This window comes from Thiomicrospira sp. (assembly GCF_014859555.1).
GTDB lineage: Bacteria > Pseudomonadota > Gammaproteobacteria > Thiomicrospirales > Thiomicrospiraceae > Thiomicrospira.
This window is the reverse complement of sequence record NZ_JACUTY010000043.1, coordinates 1-18,066: the sequence shown is the minus strand read 5'-3', so window position 1 is coordinate 18,066 and position 18,066 is coordinate 1. Positions and strand designations below refer to the sequence as shown.

General features: G+C 44.6%; 22 protein-coding genes. 7 read left to right on the top strand and 15 right to left on the bottom strand.

All coding sequences use genetic code 11. The features are described 5' to 3' along the window. Positions 1–264 precede the first annotated feature (264 nt). Entirely contained in the window at positions 265–735 is a 471-nt protein-coding gene (locus IBX48_RS07705; RefSeq protein ID WP_296832711.1) for a DUF302 domain-containing protein, read from the top strand. Between the two features lie 56 nt (positions 736–791). On the opposite strand, the gene IBX48_RS07700 is transcribed toward IBX48_RS07705, so the two are convergent. The 3 genes from IBX48_RS07700 to IBX48_RS07690 all read right to left on the bottom strand — a co-directional run bounded on the left by IBX48_RS07700 (position 792) and on the right by IBX48_RS07690 (position 3,329). Then, positions 792–1,211, bottom strand: coding sequence for a DUF6789 family protein (locus IBX48_RS07700; RefSeq protein ID WP_296832708.1), 420 nt, complete (start codon positions 1,209–1,211; stop codon positions 792–794). A gap of 63 nt (positions 1,212–1,274) precedes the next feature. Continuing rightward, the gene (locus IBX48_RS07695; protein ID WP_296832706.1) at positions 1,275–2,861 is read right to left on the bottom strand and encodes an FMN-binding glutamate synthase family protein; all 1,587 of its coding nucleotides are present in this window, start codon (positions 2,859–2,861) and stop codon (positions 1,275–1,277) included. 96 nt (positions 2,862–2,957) lie between these two features. After that, positions 2,958–3,329: a carboxymuconolactone decarboxylase family protein gene (locus IBX48_RS07690; RefSeq protein WP_296832703.1), complete on the bottom strand. Its 372-nt coding sequence runs from the start codon at positions 3,327–3,329 to the stop codon at positions 2,958–2,960. Between the two features lie 119 nt (positions 3,330–3,448). On the opposite strand from IBX48_RS07690, the gene IBX48_RS07685 reads away from it, so the two are divergent. Next, positions 3,449–4,027 carry a TetR/AcrR family transcriptional regulator gene (locus IBX48_RS07685; protein WP_296832702.1) on the top strand — a complete coding sequence of 193 codons (579 nt, stop codon included), beginning with the start codon at positions 3,449–3,451 and terminating at the stop codon, positions 4,025–4,027. 9 nt (positions 4,028–4,036) lie between these two features. On the opposite strand, the gene IBX48_RS07680 is transcribed toward IBX48_RS07685, so the two are convergent. Then, positions 4,037–4,528, bottom strand: coding sequence for a methyl-accepting chemotaxis protein (locus IBX48_RS07680; protein ID WP_296832715.1), 492 nt, complete (start codon positions 4,526–4,528; stop codon positions 4,037–4,039). 259 nt (positions 4,529–4,787) lie between these two features. After that, positions 4,788–6,329, bottom strand: coding sequence for a murein biosynthesis integral membrane protein MurJ (gene murJ, locus IBX48_RS07675; protein ID WP_296832699.1), 1,542 nt, complete (start codon positions 6,327–6,329; stop codon positions 4,788–4,790). Positions 6,330–6,493: 164 nt separating this feature from the next. On the opposite strand from murJ, the gene IBX48_RS07670 reads away from it, so the two are divergent. Beyond that, positions 6,494–8,125: an acetolactate synthase large subunit gene (locus IBX48_RS07670; protein WP_296832696.1), complete on the top strand. Its 1,632-nt coding sequence runs from the start codon at positions 6,494–6,496 to the stop codon at positions 8,123–8,125. A 52-nt stretch (positions 8,126–8,177) separates the two neighbouring features. Here the strand turns inward: IBX48_RS07670 and IBX48_RS07665 are convergent, their stop codons facing one another. From IBX48_RS07665 to rpsT, 4 genes are all read right to left on the bottom strand, one after another. After that, complete coding sequence (locus IBX48_RS07665) at positions 8,178–9,137, bottom strand: alpha-L-glutamate ligase-like protein (RefSeq protein WP_296832692.1); 960 nt, start codon at positions 9,135–9,137, stop codon at positions 8,178–8,180. Continuing rightward, on the bottom strand, positions 9,137–10,645 hold the full coding sequence (locus IBX48_RS07660) for an inactive transglutaminase family protein (protein ID WP_296832688.1): 1,509 nt from the start codon (positions 10,643–10,645) through the stop codon (positions 9,137–9,139). Before IBX48_RS07660 ends, IBX48_RS07665 begins: the two co-directional genes overlap by 1 nt. Next, on the bottom strand, positions 10,645–11,460 hold the full coding sequence (locus IBX48_RS07655) for an ATP-dependent zinc protease (RefSeq protein ID WP_296832685.1): 816 nt from the start codon (positions 11,458–11,460) through the stop codon (positions 10,645–10,647). Before IBX48_RS07655 ends, IBX48_RS07660 begins: the two co-directional genes overlap by 1 nt. A 140-nt stretch (positions 11,461–11,600) precedes the next feature. Further along, positions 11,601–11,864: a 30S ribosomal protein S20 gene (rpsT, locus tag IBX48_RS07650; RefSeq protein ID WP_029933899.1), complete on the bottom strand. Its 264-nt coding sequence runs from the start codon at positions 11,862–11,864 to the stop codon at positions 11,601–11,603. Positions 11,865–12,081: 217 nt separating this feature from the next. On the opposite strand from rpsT, the gene IBX48_RS07645 reads away from it, so the two are divergent. Beyond that, a complete protein-coding gene (locus tag IBX48_RS07645) occupies positions 12,082–12,312 on the top strand; it encodes a DUF2789 domain-containing protein (protein WP_296832680.1) in 231 nt (76 codons plus the stop codon). Between the two features lie 14 nt (positions 12,313–12,326). On the opposite strand, the gene rlmH is transcribed toward IBX48_RS07645, so the two are convergent. Genes rlmH through nadD form a run of 3 tightly spaced genes read right to left on the bottom strand, consistent with a single transcriptional unit; the run spans position 12,327 to position 13,874 of the window. After that, positions 12,327–12,797 carry a 23S rRNA (pseudouridine(1915)-N(3))-methyltransferase RlmH gene (gene rlmH, locus IBX48_RS07640; protein WP_296832678.1) on the bottom strand — a complete coding sequence of 157 codons (471 nt, stop codon included), beginning with the start codon at positions 12,795–12,797 and terminating at the stop codon, positions 12,327–12,329. Between the two features lie 15 nt (positions 12,798–12,812). Next, positions 12,813–13,193: a ribosome silencing factor gene (gene rsfS / locus IBX48_RS07635; protein WP_296832675.1), complete on the bottom strand. Its 381-nt coding sequence runs from the start codon at positions 13,191–13,193 to the stop codon at positions 12,813–12,815. Between the two features lie 9 nt (positions 13,194–13,202). Then, entirely contained in the window at positions 13,203–13,874 is a 672-nt protein-coding gene (gene nadD / locus IBX48_RS07630) for a nicotinate-nucleotide adenylyltransferase (protein ID WP_296832672.1), read from the bottom strand. An 87-nt stretch (positions 13,875–13,961) separates the two neighbouring features. Between nadD and IBX48_RS07625 the strand changes: the two genes are divergently transcribed. The 3 genes from IBX48_RS07625 (at position 13,962) to IBX48_RS07615 (ending at position 15,868) form a co-directional block, all read left to right on the top strand. Then, positions 13,962–14,432 (top strand): methylated-DNA--[protein]-cysteine S-methyltransferase, encoded by a 471-nt coding sequence (locus IBX48_RS07625; RefSeq protein ID WP_296832669.1) that lies wholly within the window; start codon positions 13,962–13,964, stop codon positions 14,430–14,432. Continuing rightward, entirely contained in the window at positions 14,416–15,045 is a 630-nt protein-coding gene (locus IBX48_RS07620; RefSeq protein WP_296832666.1) for a DNA-J related domain-containing protein, read from the top strand. Before IBX48_RS07625 ends, IBX48_RS07620 begins: the two co-directional genes overlap by 17 nt. Positions 15,046–15,190: 145 nt before the next feature. Then, on the top strand, positions 15,191–15,868 hold the full coding sequence (locus tag IBX48_RS07615; RefSeq protein WP_296832663.1) for a hypothetical protein: 678 nt from the start codon (positions 15,191–15,193) through the stop codon (positions 15,866–15,868). 60 nt (positions 15,869–15,928) lie between these two features. Here IBX48_RS07615 and IBX48_RS07610 read toward each other — a convergent pair whose 3' ends face one another. From IBX48_RS07610 to IBX48_RS07600, 3 genes are read right to left on the bottom strand one after another with little or no spacing between them, the layout of a single operon-like run. Next, positions 15,929–17,182: a glutamate-5-semialdehyde dehydrogenase gene (locus tag IBX48_RS07610; RefSeq protein WP_296832660.1), complete on the bottom strand. Its 1,254-nt coding sequence runs from the start codon at positions 17,180–17,182 to the stop codon at positions 15,929–15,931. Between the two features lie 8 nt (positions 17,183–17,190). Next, the gene (locus tag IBX48_RS07605; RefSeq protein WP_296832657.1) at positions 17,191–17,427 is read right to left on the bottom strand and encodes a type II toxin-antitoxin system RelE/ParE family toxin; all 237 of its coding nucleotides are present in this window, start codon (positions 17,425–17,427) and stop codon (positions 17,191–17,193) included. Positions 17,428–17,467: 40 nt separating this feature from the next. After that, positions 17,468–17,689, bottom strand: a complete 222-nt coding sequence (locus IBX48_RS07600) for a hypothetical protein (RefSeq protein WP_296832655.1) — start codon at positions 17,687–17,689, stop codon at positions 17,468–17,470. Between the last annotated feature and the right edge of the window lie 377 nt (positions 17,690–18,066).

The window sequence follows — 18,066 nt, the reverse complement described above, 5'->3', positions numbered from 1 at the left end:
ATAAGTGACCTTTTAAGTCCCGCAGAATCAACCAGGGGTTAATCGAGGTGCCCAAGTAAACGTCTTTTTCAAGACCATCATAAAACGCCGCTAATTCATTAATCGGCATTTTTAAGTTGGTTTTGCATTTTAGTCCTTCTTTGAGCGTCTGGAACAAAAACGCAATTTTAACAAACCACCAGGGCTCGTTTTGCGATATTTCAAATTTGACAAGTTTAATATTATCCAATATATTTGAACAGTCATTCAAAAAAGGACTATCACATGAAACAAAATATACTCACCACCACCTTAGTCCCTGTCCTAATGTTTTTTATGTTCAGTCAAGCCAGTTATGCGCAAAATAAACAAGGGCTTATTTCGGTGAAAAGCCAACACTCCGTTTCACAGACCATGGATAAATTTGAGCAAATTGTATTAAGCAAGGATTTAAAGGTTTTCGCTAAAATCGATCATGCCGCTGGTGCACAAAACATAGGTCAAACGTTAAGACCAACCCAATTAATTATTTTTGGCAACGCACAGGGCGGAACGCCGCTTATGCAATGCCAACAAACCTTTGGTATTGACCTTCCTTTAAAAGCTCTCGTTTGGCAGGATGAAAGAGACCAGGTCTGGCTCTCTTATAATGATCTCGACTATTTAACAGCACGCCATAACTCAGCCCTAAACTGCGGATCTGCTGCTAAAATTAAAACGCTACTGCAATCTATGTCTCGTCAGGCGACTCAATAAAGAAGCAATAATCGCTTTGCCAGCTCGGGCAAAGCGATTATAAGCTGTAGGTTAACTTAAACGCCTTTACATGTCGCACCTAACACCACCCCAAACACGACATGCCCCATAAAACTCGCTATAAGCATAGACATTTCGCCCGCTGACCAGAACCCATTACCCATCATCGGCATCATCACCGATTGAGCAATAATAAAAGGCAGCATGGCAAACAAAATGCCTCTAAACCATCTTGGACCCGGTAGACGCTTTAAAAAAATGTAGGCATAAATTAAAGCCAGTACACTCCCCACAATAAAATGCATTACCCACCCCATCATGTAAGGCATTGGCATCAATGGGTTTTGCTCTCCCAGCATTACGCCGAAATCCATCGGTGGCATATTCATCATAGAGGGCACTGTCATTGCAAACACGGACATCACCGCTGTAGCTATAATCCCGGCTAAGATGGGTTTTAGTATTAAAACTTTCATAACTATCCTTCCTTTAGTTTAAAAACTTTTACGTTAGAACTTTTTTATAGAACTTTATTTATTTCACCAATGATAAGCATTGGCTTGTTCCCATTCAGTCAGCAGATTTTCAGGCACCGTTGTTTTCTCCAACAAACAGTCTTCTTCTACGACCGGGTAGAGTTGCTGATAAGACATGACAAGGTTCGCCGCGACCCTGCGTTTGAGATAGGCAGGATTCAACTTTGATGGGCAGTCGATACCGAGTGCCGCAACCAATTCCATCATATGATGCAAAACAGACGCTTGATAGCGAGCGACTCGTTCGGCCTTATCATCAATATCCAACGCCTTATAACGGCGAGGATCTTGAGTAGCGATGCCTGTCGGGCAGGTATCGCTATGGCACTGGCGCGACTGAATGCACCCTAATGCAAACATCATTCCACGTGCCGAGTTCACAAGATCGGCACCTAATGCCATAACACGCATGACATGAAATGCTGAAAAAACCTTGCCTGATGCAATCAATTTAATCTCCGAGCGTAAACCAAACCCTATTAGCGTTGAGTGAACAAAATGCAACGCTTCTCGTAAGGGTGACCCTACCGAGTTGGTAAATTCAATCGGCGCGGCACCGGTTCCGCCTTCTCCTCCATCAATCGTGATAAAGTCAGGCGTGATTCCAGTTTGTTTCATCGCTTTACAAATACCGATAAAGTCGGAATAACGGCCAATACTTAATTTAAACCCAATCGGTTTTCCTTCACTTAATTCTCTTAACTCTTCGATAAACTCGATTAAGCCAAGTGGGGAATTAAATGCGCTGTGGTGCGAGGGCGAAAACACATCCTTACCCATTTCAACCACACGAATTTCGGCAATTTCTTTAGTCAACTTCACCGCGGGAAGAATACCGCCATGCCCTGGTTTGGCGCCTTGAGATAATTTAATCTCTACCATCTTGACCTGAGGGTTCAGAACCTTCTCCCTAAATAATTTAGAGTCGAACCCACCCTCCTTAGTTCGGCAAGAAAAGTATCCGGTTCCAATTTGCCAAATAAGATCGCCCCCTTCCATTAAGTGATAAGGACTCAACCCACCCTCGCCGGTGTTATGACTAAAGTTTCCGATTTTTGCCCCCTTGTTTAGGGCGCGTATCGCGTGCTGACTCAGTGCGCCATAACTCATGGCCGAAATATTAAACCGCGCAGCCGAATATGGCTGGCGGCATCTCGATGAACCTATAGAAACGCGTGTCGGCTTGGGCACTTGAGCTACAGGCGATAAAGAGTGCTCAACCCATTCATAACCTACCCGATAGGTATCAAAAACCGTGCCAAATGGACGGGTGTCTCTTTGGCCTTTTGCTCTTTGGTATATCAAAGAACGAAACTCCCGGCTGACAGGCATTCCGCTGGTGTCGTCCTCAACAAAATACTGCTGGATTTCCGGTCGTATCGACTCAAATAAAAACCGGATATGGCCCACTACCGGATACAACCTCAGTAAAGTATGTTTTTTCTGCACCAAGTCATAAGTACCCACAAAAATATAAGCGCCCAATACTAACCATAACCAATGTAAAACCGGCCAGTAATACGCACTCACAAGTAAACCGACACCCAGTACAACTGAAGAGCCGAGAAACAAATTTTTAGTCGTCTTCATATAATAAGTCCTAGTGAAACATTTGGGCACCTCTTTAACTCCGTAAGTCTACAACGAAATTAACAAGCGCTTCATTCTTGGGGAACCCTCTTGTGATCACCATTTCAGCCGTAAATTCGGCCAAAGCCTGCCACTTTGGATTATCAATTTTTTCGCCCTGCGTGATACTTGATCGATAATATTGGTATCAACTTTATGCATAAGTGCCATTTTTCTATGCGCAGCCAGGCAGTATTGACATCCGTTTATACGACTATTTGCAAGTAAAATAATCTGCTTTTCTTCACAAGAAAACCCCGTCTGATCAAACAAAGAATTTAAGTCTAAATAAGCTTGTGTTAGGGGTTCAGAGGTGAGCATTTTCGCCATCATATTTGGCACAAACCCAAAGGCTTCCTCAATTTTTTCAATCATCTGCAACTGATCTTTAGGCACTTGTTGTTTTGTATTTGTAGGAAGCGCTATCAACTTCTCCCTGTTATTGAACGATTAATCAACAATCTAACAGAATTTGAACGATCATTCAAATACATAGATTATTTTGGATCGATCGCTTAGAATAAACACACGAATTAAGGAGGTAAATCTTGGCACGACCTAGAGAGTTTGATAAACAAGCGGCAATAGAAACCACAATGCAGGTTTTTTGGGAGAAGGGCTACAAAGCTACATCTATTGGAGATTTAATCACGGCCACTGGGTTAAAGCCTGGGAGTATATATTCGGCTTTTTGTAACAAGAGAACCCTTTTTTTACTGGCTCTAGAGACTTACTGTGAGAAATTGCAACAGGCCATTTATCCAATTTTAGATGCTGATAAACCTGCAAAAGAAGTGATTTACGAATTTTTCAATTGTTTTTTAAACGACTTAAACTCAACGCCGCAGGGATGTTTTTTAGTGAATACGCTATTTGAAACACCGCAAAGCGACGGGGAAGTGTTAGAAAAAGTCCATGCACAGTTTAGTGCAATTGAACAAAAGTTTATGCATTTACTGGAACGAGCAAGATCTGAGGGTCACCTTGCACCCAATCTTGATCCAGAGATTCAATCTAAACTGTTAATTAACCTCATCTATGGATTAAGGGGTTATAGCAAAACCCAACCCAATCAACCCTCGCTTTGCGAACTCAAAAATGAGTTTTTGAGAACACTATTTCCTTAGCTCTCATCTTTACTGTGATTTTAGCCCTAAACTTCTACGTTTTGCCCAAGATGAACTTTCGTCCAGATCTTGTTTTGCATTTTCAATTAAGCTGGAGGCAATATCTTTAATCTCGGCAACGGTTTCGCGCATTTTTGCTGCTTGCCCCTTTATATTGTTTAAGCTTTCTTCAAGTTGATGAATATCTTGCATCCCTTGTTTTGAATGTAATACGGATTGGTCAACTAGTAACTTAATACGATTAGCGGCTTCGGCCGATTTCTGCGACAGCGCCCTCACTTCAGCCGCCACCACCGCAAAGCCTCGACCATGATCACCGGCTCTTGCCGCCTCAACTGACGCATTAAGAGCGAGCAGGTTGGTTTGAAAAGCAATAGCATCAATTAAACTGATAATTTCGGTAATTTTCTCACTCGAAGACACAATTTTTTTAACACTGACCAGCCCCTGTTTCATGGCGGTCTCGCCATTTTCAAGAAAATGACGCTGGCCTTTTGCAATAGGGCACCTCGATTAACCCAGAATCAACCAGGGGTTAATCGAGGTGCCCAAATGATTATCTTGATTGACTTGATTAAACCGAGCTTGACTCACTCCAAAAAACATAATAACTCCGAGTGTTTTACAATCTAGAGCACGGCTCGTGCCTTGCGTTTAAAATTCTTAATAATGATTAAACACCTTTTTGAACAATCATTCAATAACTCATGCAAAAGCATTCTTCATAATTACGATTTTTAAACGAAGCTATATCAAAAAATTAACGATCAGATTTAGACTGAAAAAATGCGCGCGGGCGAAATCCAAAGATGATTAGAGTAAGTGCATAAACGGCCATGGCAACCAAAATCAAACCAAACAACCAACCCACTCGCTGCCAGGCATCAAACAACAACCAGGCCTGGTGATCGGGGTTGATAAACCAAATTGCTAAACTCATCGCAAGCACCGCTAGCCCGACTTGCAAACTGAAGCCGCGCCAAGGACTTTGCGGCGTAAACACTTGCTGTTTTACCAAAAAGTAATACAACAGACTGGCATTAACAAAAGCCGCCAAAGAGGTCGCCAAAGCCAAACCTGCATGGGCGAGCGGACCGATTAGCAATAGATTTAAAATAATATTACTCACCAACGCCACCACCGCGATTTTGACTGGCGTTTTCATGTCTTTACGTGCATAAAATGCCGGCGCCAGCACTTTAACTAATATAAAACCCAGTAAACCAAATGAGTAAGCCACCAAACTTTGGCTCGCCATTTGCACGTCAAATGCACTGAACTCGCCATAGAAAAATAAGGTAACCAATAACGGTTGTGCCAAAATCATCAAACCTAACATGGCTGGTACGGCGATAATCGCCACCAATTTAAGTGCAAAATCCAAGTCTTGCTGAAATCCGCTCCAATCAGCCTGCGCGGCTTTTCTCGATAAACCCGGCAATACCACCGTGGCTAAGGCAACGCCAAACACGCCTAATGGAAATTCCATTAAACGGTCAGAATAATACAACCAGGACACACTACCGGTAACTAGAAACGACGCCAAAATCGTATCCACCAATAAATTAATTTGCGCCACCGACACACCAAATAAAGCCGGTATCATTAAACGCCCGACTTCATTTACACCTTTATCTGGTGCAGACGTGGGTTTGGGCAATAAACCCATCTGCCATAAAAAAGGCAGGTGAAACAATAACTGCACCACCCCCGCAATTAACACCCCCCAAGCCAACGCCATCACCGGAATGTCTAACATGGGCGACAACCAAATCGCACAACCAATCAACACCAAATTTAACCAAACCGGCGTAAACGCGGGCACGGCAAAGCGGTTATAGGTATTCATTAAGGCCGACGATAATGCGACCAACGAAATTAACATTAAATAAGGAAAAGTCAGGCGTAACATGTCGGTCGCCAAGGCAAATTTTTCTGGATCAGAACGAAACCCTGGTGCAAATACGGTCATCCACAAGGATGCGCCCAACACTCCAAATAGTGTTAATGCCAGCAATACCGCACCTAATCGGAACGCAATCGCCCCGACTAAATGGCGCACCGCTGCTTGCCCGCCCTTTTCTTTGGTTTCTGACAACACTGGCACAAAAGCTTGCGAAAACGCGCCCTCGGCAAACAAACGTCTAAAAAAGTTGGGGATTTTAAAGGCGACAAAAAACGCATCCGCACCCGCCGAAGCACCGAACAAACGTGCAATCACCATATCGCGCACAAATCCCAGCACTCGGGAGATCATCGTCATGCCGCCTACGGTGGCGGTGGCTTTTATAATTCGCTTCAAAATGTCATCACTATTAAATGGTTATTAAAGCCGAATTCTACCAAACAACCAGGCCTGGTGGTGAAGCCTCTGCTCAGAACATGATTTGATGCGTTCACTATATAGCTTGAAGCGATCAGCGTTTATCAGTAATCTAGTCTCACACCTCAAAATAAAGGATTGACATGAAAGCCGCTGAGTTATTTGTAAAGTGCTTAGAAAACGAGGACGTCGAATATGTATTTGGTATTCCGGGTGAAGAAAACCTGGATTTAATGGACGCATTTTTAGACAGCCACATTCAGTTTATCCTGACTCGCCACGAACAAGGTGGTGCCTTTATGGCCGATGTTTATGGTCGATTAACTGGTCGAGCGGGCGTATGTTTATCCACCTTAGGCCCAGGTGCGACCAATCTTGTCACTGGGGTAGCCGATGCAAATATGGATCGTGCGCCAGTGGTGGCGATTGCCGGTCAAGCGGCGACGACTCGCCTACATAAAGAAAGTCATCAAGTGCTGGATTTGGTGAATTTATTTCAACCCATCACCAAATACAGCACTCAGATACTCAGCCCCGACATTATTCCCGAAATTGTACGCAAAGCCTTTAAAGTAGCGGAAATTGAAAAACCCGGCTGTAGCTTTATCGATTTTCCTGAAGATATTGCCAAAATTCCAGTTGATAAAAAACCGCTAAAACGCCAAAGCCCTAGCGCCCCTGCACCGAATTTTGAAAAAGTGCGCCAAGCCGCCGATCTGTTATCGCAAGCCAAGCACCCGGTTATTATTGCGGGTAATGGTGTCATTCGTGCCAAGGCCAGCGAAGCCTTGATTGAATTTGCGGCTAAACTCAATATTCCGGTCGCCACCACCTTTATGGCCAAAGGCGTGATTCCTTGCCGCCACGATTTATCTATTGGCACCATTGGTTTGCAAGCGCACGATTATGTTGCCTGTGGGGTCGATCGTGCGGATGTGGTGTTATGTGTAGGTTACGACATTGTTGAATATCAACCGGCTTTTTGGAATCATAATCCGGATTGTAAAATCATCCATGTCGATACTCACCCAGCTGAAGTGGACGAATACTATATTGTGGAAACCGGTGTTTTAGGTGACATTGGCCGCAGTCTGGAAAGCATCGCCTCCGTCAGTCATCGCCATGATCACAGCGGCGTAGCTAACTTAAAAAGCATGATGGAATATGAGTTTCATCAATACGACGAAGACCACACCTTTCCGGTGAAACCGCAAAAAATCATTCACGATTTGCGTGTCGCGCTGGGTGATGAAGATATTGTGGTGTGTGATGTGGGCGCGCATAAAATGTGGATGGCGCGCATGTATAACGCTCAAGCGCCCAACACCTGCATTATTTCAAACGGTTTTGCTTCTATGGGCATTGCCCTGCCGGGTGCGATCGCCGCCAAACTCGCCAAACCCGACCAAGTGGCGGTCGCCGTCACCGGTGATGCGGGTTTCTTAATGAACTGCCAAGAAATTGAAACCGCGGTTCGCCTCAATTTAGCCTTGATTATATTGGTCTGGAACGACAGCGAATATGGTTTGATTAAATGGAAACAACTCAACGAATTTGGCCGCGAAAGTAATATTCATTTTAACAACCCGGACTTGGTTAAATTTGCCGATGCGTTTGGTGCGAAGGGTTATCGCATAGAACATACAGATGAACTGTTGCCGACCTTGGAAAAAGCGATTCAAGATAATTGTGTGGTGATTATTGATTGCCCTGTCGATTACTCAGAAAACATTAAACTGACCCAACAACTCGGCCAAATGATTTGTCCGACTTGATGATAATAGAACCACCAGGCCTGGTGGTTCTAAGTTTTGGTTGCAGGGCAATCTAAATTAACAGCTTCGCGCGAAAGTATTCCTGCACATAATCCACCCTTTGTTCGGGCGTCGCTTTAGGTTGATCCAGGGTTTCTATATGCCGCAATCTAGGCAATAGTCCTGTGCCGTTTGCGACTTGAATAGTCAGACCCGGACGTGCATTTAACTCAAGCAGCATCGGGCCGCGATCCGCATCTAAAACAATATCGGCTCCCAAATAACCCAGTCCGGTCATTTCATAACAACGTGATGCCAGTTTCAGCAAATCCGGCCAATCTGGGATTTGTATTTGATTTAACTCGGCACCGGTGTCGGGGTGATGAGTTAAACGTCTCTCAAATTGCACCGCATGCACGGCTTGACCGGAACACATATCTAACCCCACACCAATCGCCCCCTGATGCAAATTGGCCTTGCCATCCGACTGATGAGTCGATAAACGTAACATCGCCATCACGGGATAACCTTTAAACACAATAATACGAATATCCGGTACACCTTGAAATGAGTAGTTCGCGAACAAGTCATCAGCCCGAATCAAACCTTCAATCAACGCCGTATCTGGTGCACCGGCTAAGGAATATAAGCCCGCTAAGATATTGGTAACATGACGCTGAATATCTTCTAAACTCATTTTTTTTCCGGAAGCGCGTAAAAAGTCTTCCCCTTCGCGTCCTACTATCACCAAAATGCCCTTGCCGCCTGAGCCCCGCGCTGGTTTAATCGCAAAACCATCTAGACCAGTTAAAAAACCCATGATTTTTTTAACTTCATGCTGCTGGCGAATCACACCATGCAAACTCGGCGACTTCACCTCTGATTCTTCGGCTAATAACTTGGTTTTAAGTTTGTTATCTACTAATGGATATAAGCATCTATCATTGTATTGCGAAATAAAGTCTATGTTACGACAATTCATTCCCATAATACCTTGGGCTTTTAATTGGCTGGGACGAATCCACCAAGCCATTACTTAGTTCCCATTGCATGAAACCGACGTAACTCCAATAAACGGTAACCGGTGTAACGCCCCATCAGCATAATTAATGCAACCAACACCAAGTTAAGTTCAGGGAAATTAAAACTCAGATAACCCACATATTCCAACTGCATTGCCAAGTAAGCTAACACCGCAACTAATAAACTGCCGCCGCCTTGAACCAGGACTTCTTTAGGCCCATCTTCTTCCCATAAAATCGACATACGTTCAATCGTCCAAGCCAAAATAATGATAGGGAAAAACGCCACCGTCATCCCGGTATTAAAGCCCAACTGATATCCAATCAAACTCATCAGACCGACAATAAACACCACAATCACGATAATCGTGGCGATTCTTGACACGAGTAATAAATTTAGAGACGACAAATAGCTGCGAAGTAACAACCCAATCGCCACAATCGAAATAAAATTCACCAGGCCTGGTATGAGTGATGTTTGTAAAAAAGCCAGTGCAATCAACACGGGCATAAAAGTTCCTGAAGTTCTTACGCCCACAATTATGCGCAGTAAAACCGTAATCAGCGCGCCTACTGGCAATAGTAACAGCAACTTAAATACACCTTGTTCTTCAATCGGCAAGTGGTGAATACTTAACAAGTCAAACGCACTATTGCCAGATTGCGCTCGCGCCAGCTCTAATGCCGGTACTTTTTGCTCCAACATCGAAAAATTAACCTGTGCACCTGACGCGCCCATTAAATCAATCAGAGAGCCACCATCCCGATGCCAAAACATCATATTAGTTGGCAAGCCTTGCACCCCGGTTAAGGGATCAAAAACGACCCACTCATCATCTGCATAAATTTCTATCATTGGCACTAAGGATTGATTACGTCGTGCATCTTGTAGCGCTAATGCCATCGCAACTCTAGCCTTCAAACCTGCATGACTCAGTAGTTTCTCTAGCAAATGAGGGCGCGAATGATTGGCTAATAACAGCTCCGAATTTTGGTTTCGGTTGCTCTCAGCTACCAGCTTAATGACTTCGCGCGTTAAACTTTGCGGTGTACTGGAACGCTGATAAGCTTCGTCTAACAAGTTCTCGGCCGCAATCCGGTCCGACTCACGCCAAAACACTTCTGTAATGATCTCCGGTGGGCGCTCTAATTCTGCTGCAGGGTTGGGATCGGGAACAATTTGAATTTTATAATAGAGTGTTTGTTGGCCTTCGGCTTCGCGTCTGGACCATTCACCTCGGCGCGCATTGTCCGAATCAATAATCGAAAACCCATAACCCGGTGAGGCGGTTTGTTCAAAATACAATTTATAACCAGGTGTGCGGCCCGGTAAATTTAAACTCGCCAAAACTGGCTCATCACCCTGCGCCCGAAAATAGACTTTCGCTTCAACCAACCAAGCCGATGTTTGTTGACCAGGGGTTAATGGGATGCCGGTTATATCGTGACGCATCCAAGCGGTAATAATGCCAATCAAGACCAGCGCAAAAATAAAGCCATAAAAAATAGGTCGCGACATTATTGATCCTCACCGTTCGATGGGGTCGATATTTTAGGTGGCGCGATATTTTTTTTGCCTACATCCACCAAAATAATGTCTTTCATGACATTGCGCCCAATTAAAACGGCATAAGTTAAATGTTGTCGATCCGACAAGGTAAACTCCACCATCTGAGTAATATCTCCTAGCGTTAAACTCATCAACACCACTGGACGACGTTCTTGCTCTTCGGTATTAGACTGCACAATACGCGCATTGCGTTCTAGTGGTCGCTCAATGGTTTTTATGTCGTTGGTTTGTATGTTTACCAAATCAAACCGAACCCAGTCTTTACCATCCCTTTCAAAACGCGTGATGTGACGAGCATCTAACGATGAAGTCGTCGCGCCACTGTCAATACGCGCCAACATCTGAATATCGGAGGGCATAATATGTACAGTTTCAATTTCGCCGACCAATAACTTATCGCCCACATAAATATAGCCATCATCTTTGGTTTGTTTTTCCTGACGCTGGTTGTTATTAGCTTCTTGCTCTGCCAGCTTAATGGGGTCTACGGTTTGATAAATACGGTTGCCAATATCCAATTTAGCCAGGTCGGCACGCAAAACCTCAAGATACTCCTGCTGGGCCGCCTGCTGACTTTTAAATCGGACATCGGACTGGGCTTGTTGCTGAATGGTTTGTTGATGTAGGGCTTCTTCAACTTGGGCAAGGCGTGTTTCGATAGAGATTAAATCAGCTTGCTTAATCCATACGTGGGATGGCACACAAGCCGACAAACTGATTAACAAGAATGGAAAAACAATAAATGACTTTAAAACTGGCTTCACTAGACCCTATCCAAAAACATAAAGGCCAAATAATACCATAGCTCTAAATACAAAAAAGCCGTGTGCAATATTTTTATATTGCTACACGGCTTTTAAACCATCCTTAAGGATGGCACAACACTTTTAAAGCTAGCTTAAAATTAAGCTAGGGCTTTAATACGAGCGTTGATACGGCTTTTTGAACGCGCCGCTTTGTTCTTTTCGATCACGCCTTTACGCGCCATACCGTCAAGCTTAGCTTGTGCGGCACGAAACAATTCGTTAGCAGCGGCTTTATCACCCGCTTGAATCGCGACTAATACTTTTTTTACAGCTGTACGCATGTCTGAACGCTGTGATGCGTTTAACTGACGACGTTTTTCGGCTTGTTTAGCGCGTTTTAGTGCTTGTGCTGAGTTTGCCACAGTGGTGTCTCCAAAATTCTGTTAAAAACTAAAGTAATCCGGGTTTTACAAGTTGTCAGATTCACAACTCAGCCAGTGTTTTACAATAGGGTCTGAAAGGATGGCGAGATTATACCTTTTTTATTTGTAACGTCAACTAAAAAAGGCTATTTTTCTTAGGCTTAGGCTGTCTATAATGAGTAAGTGACTTTCAACAACATTTGATGGAGAAATCGACATGGACACATCACAGCACACGCTTTCTACCTTGTTTGACCAACTTGGCTTGGATAGCTCAGAAACAGCGATCCAAAAGTTCATTCGTCAACATCGCATCCGCGACGACCAACCCTTGGATCAAGCTGAATTCTGGAACGAATCTCAAGCCCAATTTATTCGAGAAGCCTGGCAAAACGATGCCGACTGGGTGGACATGGTTGATCACCTAGACGCGCAGTTACGTGACTAAGCTTTGATCAAAATTTACTCGCGATGGTATGGGTGGTTTTGAATCACCGACCAAGCGCGATAAATTTGTTCCGCAATCAGCACCCGAACCAACGGGTGCGGCAAAGTCAGTTTCGATAAACTCCAAGTCCAATCCGCCTGCTGAATCAAACTGGCCTCTAAGCCATCCGGCCCACCCACAACCAGCGCAACATCTTGACCACCACTTAGCCAGTCTTCCAACTTTTTTGATAACTGTAACGTGGTTGGTTGTTGACCGTGTTCATCCAACACTACCAAACGCGCGCCTTTTGGAATCGCCGCTAAAATGCGTTTGGCTTCTTCTTGTTTGTTTTGATCCACCGAGCTGGTTTTGCCACGTTGCGACATGGGCAACTCTATTAAATTTAACGCACAAGCTTTAGGCAAGCGTTTGGCATATTCACTGTAACCTTCTTGTACCCATTTGGGCATTTTTTGGCCGACAACAATAAAGTGAATCTGCATTAATCCGCTCGAATCTTAGTCAGTTTTTTCAGTTTTTTCGGCTGGTTCAGCATCGGCTTCCATCGTCGCCTCGAGTTTCATATTCCACAACTTTTCGATCGAATAATAAGCGCGCGCTTTTTCAGTCATGACATGCACAATCAAGTTACCGTGGTCAATCAAAACCCAATCCGGCTCGGGGCCAGTTTCCATGCCCATGCTTGGATCACCGGCTTCTTTAAACGCCTGATCCACCATGCTACCCAATGAGCGCACATGGGTCGAAGACGTACCAGTGGCGACAATCATACGATCCGTAAAACTAGAGATACCCGCCACGTCAATTACTTGGACATCTCGTGCTTTACCGTCATCAAGTGCCTTGAGGGCGATGTTTTCAATTTGCTGCAAATCCATTCAGATTCCTTATAAATAAAGTTGGTGTTGTTTAATATAGTCGATAACGCTAGGCGGCATCAAATAGTCAATCGGTTGGCCGTTTTTTAACAGCTCGCGTAATCGGGTCGCGCTTAAATCTAATTGCGTAACTTCCACTTCTACAATCTGTCCGGCGCGCTGGTTGGGTTCGATTGGTGAACTCGGCAGTTTTGTCACCAATCGCGCTTCTAATAACTGCGCCAACGCTCCCTGGCTAGGTAAAGGTTCATTTGGCCGATGCATAACCGCTAAGTGAGCCAGTTCTAAAATAGCGGCGCATTCATGCCAAGATAGAAACTTCGCAAACGCGTCCGTTCCCATCATCAGCACCAAACTGGCTTGAGGAAAATCCTGCTTTAAACTGCGCAGAGTATCCACCATAAACGATGGCCCTTGGCGCTCGATTTCACGTTTATCCAAAATGAAATTCGGCTGGCGCGCAATCGCTAATTCAATCATCTCGCAACGTTGCTCGGAAGACACCTGCGGATGCGCGCGATGCACCGGGGTAAAGCAAGGAATAAACCGCACGTGATCCAACTCAAGCTGATTCAACACATCCAGCGCCGGACGTAAATGACCGTAATGAATCGGATCAAACGTGCCGCCATATACGCCAATTAATTGTCCGGCTGGTTCACCAGGCCTGGTAGTTTGCACACACGATCCTTAGCAAGGTTTAGTACATTAATTATTAAACGCCACATTATACTTTTATTCGCTGGCAGCGTCACTTAAACTAACCAAATGACTGAGTCCACCCTTCTTACCTACGGCCAACACCGCACCCGCTTTGGCGAGGTTTACCTATTGTTGGATCAACAGGGCTTGCGCCGCTGTGATTTTAGGCCGTTTCCGCTTGCTGCGGTGCAATACCAAACCGACTCGACCCTCACCCAGCCTGTGGCCGAAGCAATTGGTGAAGCTGAATATTCAATAACACTTTGCCCACAAGGCACCCCATTTCAGCAAACGGTTTGGCAAGCAATAACACAAATTCCATTTGGTCAAACCACCGATTATCTAAGCCTTGCACAACAAATTGGCCGCCCTACCGCCAGCCGTGCGGTGGCGAATGCGGTGGGGGCGAATCCAATTAGCTGGTATATTGCTTGTCACCGTGTGATTCGTCGCAATGGCGAACTCGGCGGCTATGCTTGGGGCAGCGAACTTAAACAAAATTTACTAGATTGGGAGCAACATGGCCGAACCCGATAATCCGCCAATTGATCCCCAGCTAGAAACCGATTTATTGAGCATTTTAAGCCGCCATCCAACTGGCATGGCCGAACATGCGTTCTTAAAGCAACTAAGCCAAGTCGGTTATGCGGTTTTCACCCCCAGCTTAGAGCCGCTTGAATTGTTTCAGGCGCACTTTTTGTTGTTTCATATTTTGTATCGTTTAGCGGATAAATGGCAGCAAGCCGGGCACGGTCGCCTGGTGATTGATTGCCTAAACATACATTTTCAACCCGAATCCGACCTGGATATGACGCATACCGACCAAACTAACTTAGCGTGTGATAATTCATTAAAACGTTATTATCTCGACTACCAACATTACCGCGACACCCAAACTCAAGATGTAGTGGATTTGCTCAATCAATTTTGGAAACAATTATCCGGCGTATCAACCGCCAGCCCCTCTGAAATTGAACAGGCCAAACTCACACTAGAAATCACAACACAAGACGAAATCAGTCTAGAACAAGTGAATCTTCAATATCGAAAACTCTGTTTTATACACCACCCAGACCGGGGCGGCGACAACCAAACCTTCCAAAAAATAAATCAGGCGGCTCAACTCTTAAAACGCCTTTATGCCAATTAAATTCCAATCAAGCCAATTCGCCCTTTAAAACCTTTTGTTTCGTATAAATACGCACGTGTTTTACATAAATAAATTTGAATAGCCAAGCCTTATTAGCGCAAGTTAATATGACTAACCTATTAAAATAATTAGGAATTAAAGGATCATGATTCACATCTTCCGCGTGTTCAATACAAACCATAGCGATTACTTGGCGTTTCTAGACAAACCTCAGGTCGTGGAAAACTATAAAATGAATCAAGATCCGCAGCGCTTTAACTGGCAAGTGGTCGGTATTGAACAAGCCTTAAAGCAAGAAACACGTCGTGCCCAACGCGAATCCCTACAAGTGATTAAACAACGCGGCGAAGGGCGTGTTATTAAAGTCATCAGTAAAGCCGAAGTTCACTGGTATTCACCTTCCAATTCTCACGGCATACCGTCTGAATATCAGGTGGCGATTCAACATTTCACTGATCAGTGCCAATATTACAAAGTGACCAGTCGTCACCAAGAAATTTTTAAAGTGATTCGCGATCCACGTTTCCAGAACCTACATCGATCGATTGTGGATAGTATTTTGTCAAAGGTAGAAGCCACGCGTTGTGCGCAGCGTTTAGATCGTTATTTAGATTTAAATCTCAACAAACTTTACCTCTATGGCGTTGAGCTCGAACAGCTACATGGCACCTACAGTCAGATTCGCGAGACCATCACCCAGAAACGCCTCGACTGCCCGCTGTTCAGTGATTTTTTACTACGTTTATTGGATATTTGCATCGCAAAAGAAAAAGAATTGCTTGGCGTGAATCAAACCTATCAAAAGCAACTTAGAACGGGATAAAATCGCAACCACCAGGCCTGGTGGTCACGTTAAAGTCATGCTCAGAACACAACTCTTCAATTACTGTCGAATATGTCCATCACCTAATACAATGTATTTTTGCGATGTCAAACCTTCCAGCCCAACGGGGCCACGTGCATGGAATTTATCGGTACTGATGCCAATTTCCGCACCCAAACCATATTCAAAGCCATCCGCAAAACGCGTGGAGGCATTCACCATCACCGAACTAGAATCAACTTGCGCCATAAACTGTCGCGCTTTGGTGTAGTTTTCGGTAATAATGGATTCCGTATGCCCAGAGCTGTATAGATCAATATGCGCAATGGCTTCATGCATACCCGCCACCACTTTAATGGATAAAATCGGCGCCAAATATTCGGTTTCCCAATCTTCATTAGTCGCGGCTTTGGCTTCAATAATTTGACGTGTTACTTCACAACCACGCAATTCAACCGACTTTTCCGCATACAACTTAGCCAACTCAGGCAAAATGTCCGCCGCCACTGATTCGGCCACCAGCAAGGTTTCCATCGCATTACATACGCCATAACGATGGGTTTTCGAATTAAAGGCGACTTTAATTGCTTTCTCTTTGTTGGCGTCATCGTCAATATACACATGACAAATACCATCCAAATGTTTAATCACTGGCACACGCGCATGTTCACTAATGCGCGCAATTAAACCTTTGCCACCGCGTGGAATAATCACATCGACATATTTAGGCATCGCAATTAATTCGCCCACCGCTTCGCGATCCGTGGTTTCAACCACTTGAACCGCCGCTTTAGGCAAACCAGCTTGCTCTAGCCCAGCTTGAATACAGGCCGCCAATGCACGATTTGAAAACGCCGCTTCCGAACCGCCGCGCAAAATCGCCGCATTACCGGATTTCAAACACAAAGCCGCCGCATCAATGGTCACATTTGGGCGTGATTCGTAAATAATCCCCACCACGCCCAAAGGCACGCGCATTTTGCCAACCTGAATGCCGGATGGGCGATAACGTAAATCCGTCACTTCACCAATCGGATCCACTAGGCCAGCTATTTGACGCAGCCCTTCCGCCATCTGCTTTATCGCCTTGTCGTCAATCGCCAAACGATCCAACATCGCCGCATCCAAACCATTGGCTTTACCGGCTTCTAAATCTTTTGCATTTTCGGTTTTCAATAATTCAGCCTGCGCTTCCAACTGCGCCGCCATCGCCAACAAGGCCTGGTCTTTCTGCTGGGTGGTCGCGGTCACTAAAACCCGAGAAGCCGCACGCGCCGCCTGCCCTAAATTCTGCATATAATCTTTAATATCCATAACCTATCCTATTGCTTTAATTCTCGGTAAAAATTTTCGTGTGAACTCAAAGCGAGCAGTTCGATCACCCAAACTTGCTCATCATAACTGTAGCCCAATAAAGCCAGTTGCTTTGCCATTTTAAATTTGTAGACACGAAGATAATGCAAATCGCCTTTTTTACGTTCACCTAATAAGGGATTCGCGATTAAATCTTTAATTGCCTGCATTAGATCAGCACGCTGATTAGCATGCCATTTTTTCACGGCCTTTTTAAATGCTGGCGTTTGTAATATTTGAACCGAATCAGTCAAGATGAAAAGGCTCGAGTATGCCGGCTTCTTTTTCAGCTTGCGCGATCAAAGTTTGAGACACAAACTCATAAGGCAAATCTGGGTTATCTTCCATAATTTCGCCAATCTTCGCCCAATATTCAATTTGTTTTGGCGTAGTACGATGATGGGCTTTCGCCATAATCGCAGCCTTATCCACTAACTCGGTATCTAATCGAACACTTTGCGTAGCCATTTCAATCTCCATCTGGGTTTGAATCATAATTGTAGCAACTTGCTACAAAAGATGCAAAATGCTACAACCAGGCCTGGTGCCGACCAAGCCTGAACCACAATGACGCCAACCGCAATCAAAAGCACCAACCGACACGCTAACAAATTAACCCAGCGCCAGCAAACTGTATGTGCGATGGTCAAGCATTATCGACTCCTTTTAACAACGAATAAGACCGCCTTAAATCTTTAATCAACTAAGTCTTAAACTATGTACTAAAATCGAAGGGTAGAATCAAAGGGTAGCGTCCCGTTTTCCCTAAAGGGTAGCGTCCCGTTTTCCCAAGGGTAGCGTCCCGTTTTCCGTTCCCAAAAACAAGTAAAAGTGAATTTACAAAA

Coding starts and splice junctions, on each gene's coding strand:
- IBX48_RS07705 (WP_296832711.1), top strand. CDS start 265: ATGAAACAAAATATACTCACCACCACCTTAGTCCCTGTCCTAATGTTT.
- IBX48_RS07700 (WP_296832708.1), bottom strand. CDS start 1,211: ATGAAAGTTTTAATACTAAAACCCATCTTAGCCGGGATTATAGCTACA.
- IBX48_RS07695 (WP_296832706.1), bottom strand. CDS start 2,861: ATGAAGACGACTAAAAATTTGTTTCTCGGCTCTTCAGTTGTACTGGGT.
- IBX48_RS07670 (WP_296832696.1), top strand. CDS start 6,494: ATGAAAGCCGCTGAGTTATTTGTAAAGTGCTTAGAAAACGAGGACGTC.
- IBX48_RS07665 (WP_296832692.1), bottom strand. CDS start 9,137: ATGGCTTGGTGGATTCGTCCCAGCCAATTAAAAGCCCAAGGTATTATG.
- IBX48_RS07660 (WP_296832688.1), bottom strand. CDS start 10,645: ATGTCGCGACCTATTTTTTATGGCTTTATTTTTGCGCTGGTCTTGATT.
- IBX48_RS07645 (WP_296832680.1), top strand. CDS start 12,082: ATGGACACATCACAGCACACGCTTTCTACCTTGTTTGACCAACTTGGC.
- rlmH (WP_296832678.1), bottom strand. CDS start 12,797: ATGCAGATTCACTTTATTGTTGTCGGCCAAAAAATGCCCAAATGGGTA.
- rsfS (WP_296832675.1), bottom strand. CDS start 13,193: ATGGATTTGCAGCAAATTGAAAACATCGCCCTCAAGGCACTTGATGAC.
- IBX48_RS07625 (WP_296832669.1), top strand. CDS start 13,962: ATGACTGAGTCCACCCTTCTTACCTACGGCCAACACCGCACCCGCTTT.
- IBX48_RS07620 (WP_296832666.1), top strand. CDS start 14,416: ATGGCCGAACCCGATAATCCGCCAATTGATCCCCAGCTAGAAACCGAT.
- IBX48_RS07615 (WP_296832663.1), top strand. CDS start 15,191: ATGATTCACATCTTCCGCGTGTTCAATACAAACCATAGCGATTACTTG.
- IBX48_RS07610 (WP_296832660.1), bottom strand. CDS start 17,182: ATGGATATTAAAGATTATATGCAGAATTTAGGGCAGGCGGCGCGTGCG.
- IBX48_RS07600 (WP_296832655.1), bottom strand. CDS start 17,689: ATGGCTACGCAAAGTGTTCGATTAGATACCGAGTTAGTGGATAAGGCT.